Here is a 14,316-nt window from a genome sequence, read left to right as displayed (position 1 = left end):
AGTGACTCCATTTTACAATCCTATTCATTCCCTACATTCAACTACTCCTTAACAGCACCAACCACGATCCCCGTTACAAAATAACGTTGTAGGAACGGGTACACAAGTAGGATTGGCAGTGCGCTGATAAAGATCTGCGAAGCCCGAATCGTCCGTTGGGACAGGTTCTTCACCGCTTCTGGATCAAGCTTCGACATATCGGCCTGCACGATGATCGTCTGCATGAATGTGGCGAGTGGAAGTTTTTCCGCATCACGGATGTAGATAATACCATCAAAGTATGCGTTCCAATGCCCCACCATCATGAAGAGCGAAACGGTTGCAATAACAGGTACGGAGACCGGCAGATAGATTTTGACAAACGTCTGGAAATGTCCTGCGCCATCGATAAATGCAGCTTCCTCCAGATCCTTCGGAACGGTACGGAAGAAATTCAGCAACAGAATGATGTTAAACACCGCAACCAATCCTGGCAAAATCAAGGCCAGCAATGTGTTCATCAGTCCCAGCTTCAGAATCAGGATATATCCCGGAATGAGGCCACCGCTGAACAGCATCGTGATGACAAAATACCACAGATAGATGTTACGTGCACGGAACACCCGTGTCTCTTTGGAGAGCGCATAAGCTGCAATCGTATTGACGATTAACGCAAGCCCTGTACCGAGTACTGTCCGCTCCACGGATACCCACAAGGAGGAGAGAAAGTTGGTATTGGCAAATGTCTTGGCATATGCCTCCAGTGTAAATCCAATCGGCCAGAACGTGACGAGACCAGCATTCGCAGGTGCAGATGCGCTAAGAGATACCATGAGCAAGTGATACAAAGGCAGCAAGCAGAGCAGTGAAAGAATGGTCAGGAACACATTGTTGAATATGCTGAATATGCGGTAAGGCATCGTTTTATGATACATTCGTTCGTCCTCCTTTCTAGAAAATTCGGTATCCGGCGAATCGGTAAGCCAGTCGGTACGAGATCACAATCAGGATCAGGCTGATGACCGATTTGAACAGATTCACAGCGGTAGCGAAACTGAACTGCCCACTTAACAGACCTTCTCTATACACAAACGTATCGATAATATCACCTTGTTGGTAAATTAACGGACTATATAAGTTAAAGATTTGGTCAAAGTTGGCGTTGAGTACATTACCCAGTGCCAGTGTTGCGATTACGATCCCAATGGGAATCAGTGCCGGGATGGTAATATACATCGTTTGCTTCCAGCGTCCTGCTCCATCCACTTCAGCTGCTTCATAAAGTGCAGGGTTAATGCCGGACAATGCCGCGAGGAAGATGATCGTGTTGAATCCAAACTCTTTCCAGACGTCACTCGCAATAATCGTGAACCGGAACCAGCTGCCATCCCCCAGGAAGAAGATCGGTTTGATGCCGAATACCGAAACCAGGAACTGATTGACAATACCCGTCTGGGCCAGAATGTCGATCAGGATACCGGATAACGTTACCCAAGACAGAAAGTGTGGTAGATACACGAGCGTTTGAATCGTTCTTTTCAGCGCCATCTTCCGTACCTCGTTGAGCAATAAGGCGAAGACAAACGGAATGATCAGATTCATGACGATCTTCGTACAGGCAAAAAATAGCGTGTTCCACGTAATTTGCAGAAAGTAATCATTTTCCCACATGTACCTAAAGTGCTTCAGTCCTACCCATTCGGAATTGAAAAATCCCAGTGCAGGTTTATAATCCTGAAATGCCATCAAAATCCCGGACATCGGAATGTATGAAAATATAAAGACCATAATGGCCGCCGGCAACACCATGAAGTGCAGAATCCATGGCTGTTTATAGCGTTTTTTTCTCTTTTTTTCCAGCTTGTTCCCAACGTTTGCCTGCGGGACCCGCTTACCCTCCAATTTAGCCTCCATAGCACTGCTCCTGTTCCCAAAAAAAGTTTTTGTGTGTGATGGGGTTCTCTGATATAAATAGTATCAAGCCATTCTGAGGTCTGCTATATAACATTGTTAGGCTTGATAGTGTTTTGTTAGGGCCATACTAGAAGAAGTTGTTTACACACGAATTAGAAGGAGACTTTTCATGCATATATGGAAGCGCTTAATGCCTTTTCAAGGTACTACCAGATCCCGATTCAGTCTTTTTGCCAAAATAAACTTGTTAATTGTGGTCTTGTTCATCCCCATTCTGATCATGTACACCTACTCGAATAACGTCACCTATGATGTCGTCAGCAAAGAACTGCAGATCTCCAACACCAAACAGCTCACGTTTCTGTCCAGTCAGATCGACTCACGCATCAATCAGATGATGGATTTCAGCCTGATTCTCTCCCGAGATCCCAATGTCAGAGCATTCAACGGCCTCAACATGTGGGATGATCGGTATGACCGGATGCAGACCCGTTATGTGATACAAGAGAAGATGACGCTGCAAACCGGCGTTACGGATATATGGCCCACCCGATATGCAGTGCATTCACAGCAGAATAAGGATGTCATCGCCAACTACAATCGAACCACAGGATATGATGAGGCGTATTTGAAAAAAAATATGAGCGGACAATGGACCTATGGGGACCAAAGTGCAGATTCACAGGATGAGATGAAATCCTTCTATTGGTTCTATACGGACTCCCTTGCCCAACCAGGAATGCTCACTGGAAGCAATCTGGTGATTGAAGCCAGCTTCAGCTATGAGAATATTCAGAATATGCTGGATACGTATAAAGCAGGCGGACAAGGCGATCCTTTCTTATATCACAAAGGAAATTCACCCATTCTGAATCGCAGCGCGGACAAGCAGTTATCCGCAGCACTCACTCAGTATCTGGATACGCACTCGCCAGAGGATACCACACAGGACGTGGTCGAACTGAACGGAAAGAAATATCTGGTTAGCTCGGTGAAGTCTACCTATTTGGATTGGCATCTGGTTGATGTAATACCGCTGTATCAGATTTTGAAACCCATCTCGCTGAGTCAGAATCTATTCTACACCTGTATGATATTGCTGCTGGTGGTGGGCATCTCTGCGTCGATCCTGCTGTACCGGAATGTGCAATATCCGATCAAAAAGCTGATCAAAGGCTTACGCCGCGTCGAGCAAGGGGATTATTCTGTCCGACTGCATAGCAAAAACCAGAATGAGTTCTCATTCCTGTTCCGCCGATTCAACGATATGTCTCATCAGATTCAAGATCTGATCGAGAATGTATTCCATGAGAAAATTAGAGCCAGGGAAGCTACGCTGAAGCAATTACAAGCGCAGATCAATCCGCATTTCCTATATAATTGTCTCGGGTATATCATCAACATGGCTCAGATGAAGGACGAGCAAGCCGTCGTCTCCATGGCGCATAACCTAAGTGCGTATTATCGCTACACCACCCGTATGGAACGGGAGACGTCGTCGCTACAAGAAGAGATCAAGCTACTGATCAACTATCTGGATATCCAGAAGCTGCGCAATGGTCGCATTGAATATCACATCGATATCCCTGAGGATATGCTTGCCCAGTCCGTGCCGCGATTAATGCTTCAACCGATGGTCGAGAATTCCGTGATTCACGGTGTAGCGAAGTCCTATTCATCCGGGGAAATCCGAATTACCGGGGAGCGCTTGAATGGTTTTGGCAGAATATATATCGACGACGACGGACCCGGCCTAAGCCCGGAACAGTACGAAGCGCTAAACTTGAAGATGCAGGAACCTTTACAAGAAGAAATGGGCTGCGGCCTCTGGAATACGTACCAACGAATCACGCACCTGTTCGGCAGTCATTCCTACCTTCTATTCGGCCCATCCCCACTTGGCGGATTCCGAACCGAAATCATCTGGGAGATACCAAAAGAGGACACAGATTCCGATAAAGGTAATACCGATACAAATTGATACGATACTAACGATAAGTTGACTATTTGATTCTGAACGAACCATTTACACGTGAACGTAGAGGACAGAAAAAACCTGAAGAAGCAAAGCGTTCGGAAGTGTTCTCATGAAAACAAATTGGAAAGAATGCCGCATCGGAGCATACGCTTCGCTTTTATTACAAATTCAACCTTTATATAGTGCTTGTTTTAAAATAAAGGGATTAAACTTTACGTGAACCAAAGCGAAGGATTGAAGGGATTCTGGAGAAACGAAGTGTTCGCCTTTCAAGCACCATTTTAACATTATAATCATCTAATTCAGAAAATGGGGCTTGAACAGCGATCGAAAGAACCCTTCAAATCCGTAGCGATTTTGTTCACTTCACGTATCCTTTGATTTTGATTATTGGCCTTATATACCAACCACCAAGGGAGACATTATAATGCAAATGATGATCGTAGACGATGAAGCACACTGGGTCGATAACCTGTCCATGACCAAGCCCTGGCACACGCTGGGGATTGAACATGTGCATAAAGCCTACTCGGCACACGAAGCACTTCAAATGATCGACACCCACCCCATCGATATCGTGATCTCGGACATTCAGATGCCTGAAATGACAGGGATTGAACTGATCGAACGCATCCGCATCCGGGACAAAAAAATAAAATGTATCCTGTTATCCGGGTATTCCGAATTCGATTACGCCAAAAAAGCCATCCAGTTCGAGGCTGTGGACTATCTGCTGAAGCCCCCGACTGACGATGAATTAATGGGTGCTGTCCAGAAGGCCATCGATCAATTGAACAACGAGTGGGAACTCGTCAGTTCACTGACACGAACGCAGTTTACGTTGCGAGAGAATCTCCCCCATTTGCGGGGACGACTGCTCCTAGGGGCTTTACAGGGACAACGAATCGCCGCTGCGGAATGGGATAGGAAGCTCGCCAATTACGCTCTGCCCTTTCATACCGGGGATGCCGCATTAATGTTGGTTCGTTTGGAAGAAGAATTCGGACACTATGACAGCAATGATCAGACCCTGATCGAATATGCCATCATCAATATGGCGGAAGAGATTATGGGTGAGTTTATGGAAGTGTGGGGCGTCAAGGAGGAGCACGGATATCTGGTGTTTTTACTTCAGTTGAAGGAACGGAAAGGCGATATTGGCAAAGAAACCATTCTGGAGAAGCTGTCCATTCAGCTTCAATCCAAAGTAAAACAGTTTCTGAAAGGCTCACTCTCCATCGTTATCACCGAGAGGTTCACCTTTCCGGATCAGCTTTACGATCGCTTCCGTCAGGCTTCCGCTTATTTCCGGCAGATCGTTGGCGACGAACGCGAATTTGTCATGCGCGTTAGTGATGTCGAGACACCTGCGGCGCAAGGTCCACTGGACGTGCTGTATACCCCGCCCACCTTCATTAGTTTGCTAGAGAGTGGACAATGGGATGCCGCCGAAGAGAAAATTCTTGCGGTCTGCGCGGAGTTGGATGAGAAATGGTCGGAATCCTGGGAGCATTGCATGGAGGCAGGTTTTCTTATTACGGCTTCATTCACCAATATTGCCCACCGGAACAAGCTGACTCTGACCACTTTAATGGGAAACGATGTCGAAGATTTGCAAAGTGGCGAAGTTTTCGCTACCATCAGCAAACTGCGTAAATGGTCGCTCAGCGTGCTCGGCAAACTCAAGGAAGGCACGTCCAATGAGATCAAGGATATTCGTTCGGATTATGTGAAGAAGATTCAGGATTTTACAGATAAGAACCTGCATCTGGATGTATCTTTGCGTGTGCTTGCAGATCATGTCAATCTGCACCCGACCCACCTGTCCAAGATCTATAAGATCGAAACGGGCGAAGGCATCAGTGATTATATCTCGCGCCTGCGTATGGATCGGGCCTGTCATAAGCTGGTCACGACCACCAAAAAAGTGTATGAAATCAGTATGGAGATTGGTTATATGGACCCGGCCTATTTTATCAAAGTGTTCAAGCGTCAATTCGGCGTTACGCCGCAAGAATACAGAGACCAGCATAAATAACATGACTGAAAACCGAATTTTTTGAACTTCATTTGCACATTCACTAATAGAGTCCTATGGAAACTAACAAACTCATATAGATGCCCTCCCGCCCAAATTGGTACAGTTACATTGTAAAGATCATACACCGTAGGGGGATTGAACAATGATCAAATTCAAAACATGGTGGTCACTGCTCATGGTTATCGCGCTCATCACGATCACTGCGTGCGGCAGTGGCGAGAAAGCCAGTGACAATGGTAGCGATAATACGCCGGGAACAGTCGGCTCAGCGGAAGCAGAAGCTGCTTTTGCTAAAGGAAAATATGACCCACCCATCGAGTTCAGTTCGGTATTGATGCCGAAGAAATACGTGCAAGGAGATACCAAAGAGAATAACGTGCACGATCGCTGGATGCTGGAAACGCTGGGTATGAAGCATAAAGATACCTGGTATCCTGCCAATGACGATCAATACAGACAAAAACTGCAACTGGCTATCGCCTCTGGCGAGAAGCTGCCTGATTTCGTGACAGTACCTACCAATGCGGTACTGACTAATCAGCTGATCGACTCCGGTCAATTCATCGCTATCGATGAGTTGTTCGACAAATACGCGAGTCAGACCCTGAAAGATCACGCAGCAGCACATCCTGAACTGTGGTATCCGTTCACCAAGGACGGCAAGAAATACAACATGCCGATCATGGAGTACACCGATAACGACGATACACTGCTCTGGCTCCGCGAGGACTGGATGGAGAAGCTGAACCTGGAAGCTCCGAAAACCATCGCAGACCTTGAGAACATCATGGACAAATTCAAAAACGAGAACCCGGACGGTCTGTCTCCAGACAAAGTATTCCCGCTGGCGATCTCACTGAAAAATAACACCAACACCTGGATGGGTCAGCTCGACTGGTTGTTCGGTGCATACGGCACAATCGAGGAGCAATGGAACAAAGACGCAAACGGCAATCTCGAGTACGGCTCCGTTAACCCGGGTGCCAAACAAGCCCTTGCCAAGCTGGCTGAATGGATGGATAAAGGTTATATCCACGCTGACTCCGCTCTGTGGGACGAAGGCAAATCCGCTGAAAGCTGGACAGCTGGCAAAGCGGGCATTCTGCCTGGCGCCAACTGGGTACCGGACTGGCCTGCACCTGACCTGCTGAAGAACGTACCTGGCTCAAAGTATAAAGCTTACCCTGTTCCAGCTGGCCCAGACGGCAAGATCGGTACGAAGTGGCAGAACTCTGGTGTCAACGCAAGTATCATGATCAACAAGGATGCGAAGCATCCAGAAGCCATCTTCCTGTACTACAACTACTTGCTCGATAACCTTGCGAACCCGAAAGCGGGCAGTGAGTATGAATACGGCTTCGCCAAAGGTTACGACTGGGATATCATTGACGGACAACCGACCAGTGACAAAGAGAAGATCAAAGACTTCTCCAACGAATTCCCATTCCTGACCGGCCCAGCACGTATCCCGGATCTGTACATGAAAACACTCGTGAAGCTGGCCAACGGCGAGAAGCCTGAAACACCTTACGAGAAACAAATGGCCGAATTCCGCAAACCGGAAAACTGGTATGCAGGTAAAGTCGTGATGTCCCAGATCGACGTCCGTAAACAAAACTATTTCACTGGCGCTGCAACACCAACCATGGTATCCAAATGGAACCTGCTCCGCCAGTCCGAGATGGAAACCTTCAACAAAATCATCTACGGCAATCTGCCAATTGATGCCTTTGACCAATTCGTCGCCAACTGGAAATCCAATGGCGGAGATCAGATCACGCAAGAAGTGAATGAATGGTTTAAGTCGGTAAGTGCGAAGTAAGGATTAGATTTTGGAAAAGTAAATCGTTAAAAAACCAGCCGAAGCGTGTAACCTACCGCTTCGGCTGGTTTTTTAAGTTAAGATCGGGGCCGCTTCCCCTGACTTATGGATTCGCGTTAGTGGATCAAGCCTTCGTATCAAACTCCTCCGGCATCGAATGATTCAGCAAGGAAACTGTCAGCTGAATCCCATCCCTCAGCCCTTGCATATACAACCGCTCATTCTCTATTCCTTTACTGACAATGTATCGGCTCTCCCACTCAGCATATTCAGGTGTTTGCTCGATATCCTTGCCAGCAAACAATCCTTCGAACGCTTCGTCCTTTTCTTCACGTACACGACTCAATTCAGGGTCATGCTCGATTCGGGCAGATACTTCATCTAGCCTTGCCTGAATCGCTTGTTGCAACCACGGCGGAAAATCCATTGCTTCTCCTCCCCTATCGCATTATGTAACCTCACTCATCATCGTACAACTCGGTTATGCCTCGCCTTTATTTCACTCACTCGGGTCACCAGTTCATCCACCCTTCGGCTCTGTTCTTGCACTTCAGGGTTGTCCCATAACGGAATCGCTTGCTTCAAGGATGCCTCACCAAGCTGATTAAGCTTGCGCCGTTCCTCTTCCAATAAGTCAAGCAACCGGCTCATACATCCACCTCTCTGATGGGTCTAAACTGCGCCATGTCTTGTTAATGCTAGACGTGAGCAGTCATTTTTAATGCGATTATCGGTTTATTTCATTTTAATTCGATATCCGCATTAAAACAACCATTATTTCTCATACAATTTGGTTGAAATGAGAGGTGTACATAATGAAGCATAGACAAGAACCACCCGGCGACAAAAACATCATCGGCTCTCGAGTCGTGACTATCCGTAAAAGTAAAGGAATCAAACAACGTGAATTTCTTGCCAGATTGCAAACACTGGGTTTGGATATTAGTCAAACCAGTCTTTCCCGTTTGGAGGGGCAATATCGTCTGGTTCAAGATTATGAAGTGGTGGTAATTGCGAAAGCCTTGGAGGTTTCTGTGGGGTATTTGCTTGGGGAAGAATGAGTAAAGTGACAATATAATTTAAGGCATAAATACCTATTATGGAAATATTCTAATATTTTACATAATCGAGATTGTACACTTCGAATAGTGGCATTCACGATAAAAATAAAGCGTTTGGAAATCTCCTTCTTATAATCTCTCCTAAGTTCCAATAGCCCTTGAGTAGTCTTGATGTCTAGTTCACCTACCCAAGGATTTTGTTAAGTTCCCTTGAACATCTGCATCCACTAGCGATACTTTTTTCCCCCTTCAACATTAAAAAAACGATCGCGCTGAACTACAACAATTTGCTCCAGAAAGAATATCTAACAAAAAGAGAGCATCCAAATGAAGGATGCTCTCTTGGAATATCTGTATTATCAAAAAAACATTAGAGGCATCTACAACGACTCGTAGCCTGCTATATCTTTATTAGCTAGACACAATCCTAAATATCACAGACGAGCACCTATCAACCCCAGCTAAGAGTCTACTTTATCTTTTCAATTTGAGGTCCCTCTTCAGTGTATCCAACAATCCTATACTGAACCATTTTTCTATTTCTCATTTTTATAGAAAGCAATTGAGCAAAATTTTCATCGTGTGTTGAAACAACTATGTGTTTATTACTATATCTGGAGTCCATTATGGCTCGTAACACATCAATAAAAGCAAGAATGTTAACATCATCCATACTCTGTATAGGATCATCCATAAACAGTTGTTGAAGCTGACTATATCGTTGAGTGAGACCTAAGCCAAGAAAGATACTTAAGGCCAGAATATTTAATTGGGCAGCGCTAAATATTTGATCAAGATAGAGATCAACCTTATCCTCAAGTTGTGTTTCACCTATAAAGTTAGTTCCTCGCTCTGTGTTTGTAATGTGTAATCTTTTGTGAAATGGATGCGGATTGATTGTTTCATATACCCAACTGATTATGGGATGGTTCTCTAACCTTTCCTTAACAATTTGTCTTTGCTTTCCAAGTAATTTTCCATGCCATTTACTTACCTCAGTCCGATAATAATCAATCTGCTGCTTTTCATCATTATATTGTTTTATTACTTCTTCCAGTTTCTCATATCGAATCATTACAGCTTCATATTCATCTGGAAGCTTCTTATTTAGGATTTCTTTCATAGAATCAATAAGATCATCAATAACAACAAATTTACTTTTGATAGACTCCATGTTCCTTTTCACTATGGCATAATCTTTGCCATTAAGATATTGTTCCCTGAGCATAGTAAGTTCACTTTCTATTTCACTAAATGTCAGATTACTAGAAAAACCAAGTAAACTTTGATTTAGAGCAAACCATTCTTCAGATTTAGAAATAATATCATCAAGTGAAGATGCTTCAAGTTCTTCAAGCTTCACTTCACTCCCGAAAAGACTTATTAAGGACTCCTGAATCCTGTCGATTTGTATTTTAATATCATTATTTTTAAGAATCAAAGAACTTTTTAGTTCAGAATAAGTATTCAAATCCTTATTAAGTTGTTTTTCAACATCATCATATTGCTGTTTAAACTTAGTCAATATATTTTCCAAACGCAAACGCAAAGGCTCAGTTACTTCTTTAAAAAATTGATTGTCAAGTGCACGAATATTATCATTAACCTTTTTTTCTCTACTATTTATAAGAGCAATCTGTTCGTTACCTGCAGAGAAAGTTGAATCAATTATCAAAACAAGCTTCTCAGCTGTAGTAGAACTATCTTCCCAACCTTCTAAACTAGTATACTTAGAATTAGAAAAGTCATCATTCAAACAAACTGGGCACTTATCAATACTTAGGAAATTTTCATTAACCATCTTCTTAACGTGATTTAAAGCTTCTTGGTATTGTTTATTCAACTGAGAAACAGAATCTTTCTGTGAAATTATCGCTTCTAAGTTTTCTTTTAATTGTTTTTTTGTTCTCTGCAAATTTGTTGATCGCTCTTCAACTTCGCGAAACCATTCTTTGTTTATATCCTCAATTTCCAATGTTTTCGAATTAATGTTTAGTTCTGATGAAAAATCAAGAATGAATTTATTCCATTTTTCTTCCTCTTCACTCCACTCTTTCCAAAACTGAATGTTAACATCGAAGTTGGAAATAAATCTTCTTAACAAAGTGAATACATTCTTATAGTCTGCAAGGGACTCTTTTTTATTTTGAATGGATTTCACACCTGTTTCAGCTGTAATTATTTGTCGATTTATTTCATCGCTTTCTTTCATTAATAAATTGCTGTTTTCTCGCTTTATACGATTAGCTGCTTCTGATCTTTGTAAATGTTTTTTTGCCTCCTCCAATAAAGATGCTTTTTCAAATCGCTTACTGAGACGTAACAACTCTTCATACTTGGAGTTCATATCGTTACGGAATAGACTAACTCTTTGATGTTCCACACTTACTGTCTGCAGATATTTAATACAATTGTTAAGGCCTATGTTTGATTCCATCATTAACAATGAAAAATCATACTCTAAATCGTTAATATCACTACCTGATAAAATAAGTTTAATTTTATTGTAATCTTCATTGATCGCTCTTATATAGTGAGCCATATCTTCAAAATTTAATTTTTTCATAAAATCTGTAATTCCAATTTGGAAATTCTGAAGATTCTGAATAATTTTACTTAACTCAGTATATTTAATTGTTAACGAATTGTTTTTTGCTTGATATTTACTCAGAGACTGGTAAGCATTGTTAAGTTCTTCTTCCTGTAAAAGATGCATGAAAATATCTCTTCGTTTCGCTGGTGAATTATTTCTCAAAAAATCACTTATACTTTCTTGTCCTAACATATGAGTATGAAAAAAAGCTTCTTTATCCTTCGTTTCTAGAATAAACTGGTGCAAGACTAATTCGTTAGTTACTTCAACCAAATCACTTGTTCCCATATATACTCTAGATAAATAACTTGTGTCTCTTTCTGTAGTACGAAGTACATTGTTAGTGCTTTTCCGGACAATACGTAACCCATTAGTGAATAGTAATTCAACGAATATCTCTCTACGCTCAATATTTCCATGTTTAGGATGGTAAAATTTCAAATAATGACTTCGTTTTAATTCATTAGCTTGATAAGTTTTTTCTTGATAAAATTTTTCCAAGCGGTAAACGTTATCTGTCAAACACCATTCGACTGCTTCAAAAAAAGATGTCTTTCCAAACCCATTATATCCATGAAATATTACCAAGGGAGAGTCCAGTTCGTCGTAAACAAAGCAACGATCTGAAGAACCTTCGTTCTCACCATATCCACGAAAATTTTTTATTTTCACTTTTGACAGATACACCATTCACACCTCCTTCTTTACTATATTTTCAATATTTTGAAGTAATTCTTTAATCTTCTCAAAATCTATCTTTTCGCTCTCTAGATTTTCTAAAACTGAGAAGCTATCCAATATTCTTTCTGGAAATAATAGCTCAACAAAATTCCTTTTTAATTCCTCCATGTGCTCATATTGAATAATAATTTTTCTGGCTATGAATCTATCACGTTCATATTTAGCTATTTCTGTAGGGTTGAAGCTGCTCTTTTCATCCTTATATTGATGAAGAGCTACTATATACATATCCCACAAAAATTTGGAGATCGGTATCTTAGTTTCAACGACTTCAATATTCTTTGGGTTATTCATTTGCATCATCATTTTATTTCTTAGACTGGGTAATTTTTTAGCGATATCATCAATTTGAGGTAACTCGTCTATTAAGCAAATAACTAATATTTTATCTTTATCAAGATTACCTATTCTACAGGAAGGCAGTTCTTCATAAAGAAGGAAATCTTTTATTCCTAATTCATTCATTATACTATCCATCATATCCGCCCTTCCTTAAAACTTTTAGTAAAAGGACAATCAGCATCGTGTGTTAGCAATCTTACACATCGTATACATTTATATTGAAAAGAGCGATAAAACTCCTGGTTTAAAATAGTTCCGTAGGGTTTTGAAATATCCATAACTATGTCCTCTATATTTAATCTTTCCGGATCACATATTTTGCAATCAGCATCAAAAATTATGGTTTCATCACCTATAGCCTTCATAAGATGTTGATCTTTTAGAGTATGTTCGATAAAAGCAGTTATTAACATTTGCTCATCTTGCTTATCACTAGCATGATGTGTAGTTTTTAAAGAAAATCCTTTATATTCAGAAAACGATACATTATTAATGCCTTCAAGATCAAATAGATCTATATCTCCTAGCTCTTTTTCCGATAGAGCATATATTTCTCCCATTGCTTTAAATAATTCCAGTATGTTAAGCGCATATGACGGAGAAGATCCCATTAGATATCGGCTGTTCATCTGCGTTACTCCATATTCTTTCATTCCGTGAACCCACTGTTCAGTGCATGTGCCTACTACTTTTAAAATACGATCTAAACTATCAGAGTGCCCTTTTCTCTTTAGAAGCAGTTCATACTTAATTAATTCAATTTCAATATCTTTAATAGAGCTAGCCAAAACATCTTTGTTAAACAGTTCTTGGATTGATTCAGTGTGATTTGCTACGATTTGATTAATCGAACTTGTCTTTAAAATGAATGAAGTTGTATCCACTGTCGTATCCAAAAAAGCATTCATAATAAGAAATCTAATATTTTCATATTCAAAGTTACTCAGTCCAGGAAAATGAACTGACAAATGATATTCAGTTTTCTCTTTAAGAGCTAAAATACTGCTGAATTTATCAACTTTTTTTCTGGGAGTATCAAAGGTAACTAACTTAACAAATTCTAAAATTTCCTCATCGCTTATGAGCACATCTTCAGATAAGAAATTCTTGTATTCATCTGGATATAAGTGTAAGTGATTAATTAAGGCACGTTTAAATTGAGGTCTTTTCAGCTGAGGGTTAGATTTCTTATAGGACATTTTAAACACTTCATAAGCTTCTTTACCCTCCTTTTTATCGGCATATTCGTACACCAAACAATCCTTCACATAATTAATGTATTCATTAGGGATATCAAACTTTTTCGTATTCCAATTATTAAAAAAATCAAAATCAGAAGTAGCAAACGGCACATTCGTTTTTATTTGGAATGTACCACTTGTTTTTGTTCTCTTATATGTGTGATAAAAATTATAAATAGTATGGGTTATAGCTTCTTGATTACGAGTAAAGGAGTCATCGCTATAAAATTTAGCTTCAATAAATTGATCGTTACCATAGTTTACTCTTACATCTGCATCACATTCTACACCTACGTAAGCATCTTCATATTCATAAACATTCACTAATTCATAGCAGGCTATCAGAAGTTGAAAGTAGAATCCCGCTATAGAGTGTTTAACATCAGTAGATTTCATTTCAAGCCCTACCTTCTCTATATCTAACCTCAAATTCAACGATGCACTATGACTTCCCAATTATTCAATTATCTTTTCATTTCTAAGGTGTCTCTTCAAACAGTTTAAATGGAACGTCTTTTTACTCGTGCATCCATTTATAGTTCGGCTTGTTCGAGTTTGAAGACACACAAAGTATTCAGAAAGAATAAAAAAATAACATTAACGG

Annotated in this window: 11 protein-coding genes; 4 read left to right on the top strand and 7 right to left on the bottom strand. The window is 41.1% G+C overall.

Features of this window, described 5'->3' with window-relative positions:
• Positions 1–41 precede the first annotated feature (41 nt).
• On the bottom strand, positions 42–914 hold the full coding sequence (locus MKY44_RS05940) for a carbohydrate ABC transporter permease (protein ID WP_341006406.1): 873 nt from the start codon (positions 912–914) through the stop codon (positions 42–44).
• Positions 915–930: 16 nt separating this feature from the next.
• Complete coding sequence (locus tag MKY44_RS05935; RefSeq protein ID WP_179086446.1) at positions 931–1,788, bottom strand: ABC transporter permease; 858 nt, start codon at positions 1,786–1,788, stop codon at positions 931–933.
• Between the two features lie 274 nt (positions 1,789–2,062).
• On the opposite strand from MKY44_RS05935, the gene MKY44_RS05930 reads away from it, so the two are divergent.
• From MKY44_RS05930 to MKY44_RS05920, 3 genes are all read left to right on the top strand, one after another.
• Positions 2,063–3,874 (top strand): sensor histidine kinase, encoded by a 1,812-nt coding sequence (locus tag MKY44_RS05930; RefSeq protein ID WP_341006405.1) that lies wholly within the window; start codon positions 2,063–2,065, stop codon positions 3,872–3,874.
• Positions 3,875–4,298: 424 nt separating this feature from the next.
• Positions 4,299–5,909, top strand: coding sequence for a response regulator transcription factor (locus tag MKY44_RS05925; RefSeq protein ID WP_341006404.1), 1,611 nt, complete (start codon positions 4,299–4,301; stop codon positions 5,907–5,909).
• A 145-nt stretch (positions 5,910–6,054) separates the two neighbouring features.
• Complete coding sequence (locus tag MKY44_RS05920) at positions 6,055–7,734, top strand: ABC transporter substrate-binding protein (protein ID WP_341006403.1); 1,680 nt, start codon at positions 6,055–6,057, stop codon at positions 7,732–7,734.
• 124 nt (positions 7,735–7,858) lie between these two features.
• On the opposite strand, the gene MKY44_RS05915 is transcribed toward MKY44_RS05920, so the two are convergent.
• Positions 7,859–8,161 carry a hypothetical protein gene (locus MKY44_RS05915; RefSeq protein ID WP_340903002.1) on the bottom strand — a complete coding sequence of 101 codons (303 nt, stop codon included), beginning with the start codon at positions 8,159–8,161 and terminating at the stop codon, positions 7,859–7,861.
• Between the two features lie 38 nt (positions 8,162–8,199).
• Positions 8,200–8,385 (bottom strand): aspartyl-phosphate phosphatase Spo0E family protein, encoded by a 186-nt coding sequence (locus MKY44_RS05910; RefSeq protein ID WP_340903000.1) that lies wholly within the window; start codon positions 8,383–8,385, stop codon positions 8,200–8,202.
• Between the two features lie 164 nt (positions 8,386–8,549).
• Between MKY44_RS05910 and MKY44_RS05905 the strand changes: the two genes are divergently transcribed.
• Positions 8,550–8,795, top strand: coding sequence for a helix-turn-helix domain-containing protein (locus MKY44_RS05905; RefSeq protein WP_340902999.1), 246 nt, complete (start codon positions 8,550–8,552; stop codon positions 8,793–8,795).
• A 469-nt stretch (positions 8,796–9,264) separates the two neighbouring features.
• Here MKY44_RS05905 and MKY44_RS05900 read toward each other — a convergent pair whose 3' ends face one another.
• From MKY44_RS05900 to MKY44_RS05890, 3 genes are read right to left on the bottom strand one after another with little or no spacing between them, the layout of a single operon-like run.
• Entirely contained in the window at positions 9,265–12,078 is a 2,814-nt protein-coding gene (locus MKY44_RS05900; RefSeq protein WP_341006402.1) for an AAA family ATPase, read from the bottom strand.
• Complete coding sequence (locus MKY44_RS05895; RefSeq protein ID WP_340902994.1) at positions 12,079–12,609, bottom strand: hypothetical protein; 531 nt, start codon at positions 12,607–12,609, stop codon at positions 12,079–12,081.
• The gene (locus MKY44_RS05890; protein ID WP_341006401.1) at positions 12,606–14,108 is read right to left on the bottom strand and encodes a hypothetical protein; all 1,503 of its coding nucleotides are present in this window, start codon (positions 14,106–14,108) and stop codon (positions 12,606–12,608) included. Before MKY44_RS05890 ends, MKY44_RS05895 begins: the two co-directional genes overlap by 4 nt.
• Positions 14,109–14,316 lie beyond the last annotated feature (208 nt).

The sequence above is a fragment of the Paenibacillus sp. FSL R7-0026 genome (assembly GCF_038004485.1).
Taxonomy (GTDB): Bacteria; Bacillota; Bacilli; order Paenibacillales; family Paenibacillaceae; genus Paenibacillus; species Paenibacillus xylanexedens_A.
Note: the sequence above shows the minus strand (reverse complement) of the source record. Positions and strands in the feature narration are given on the sequence as shown.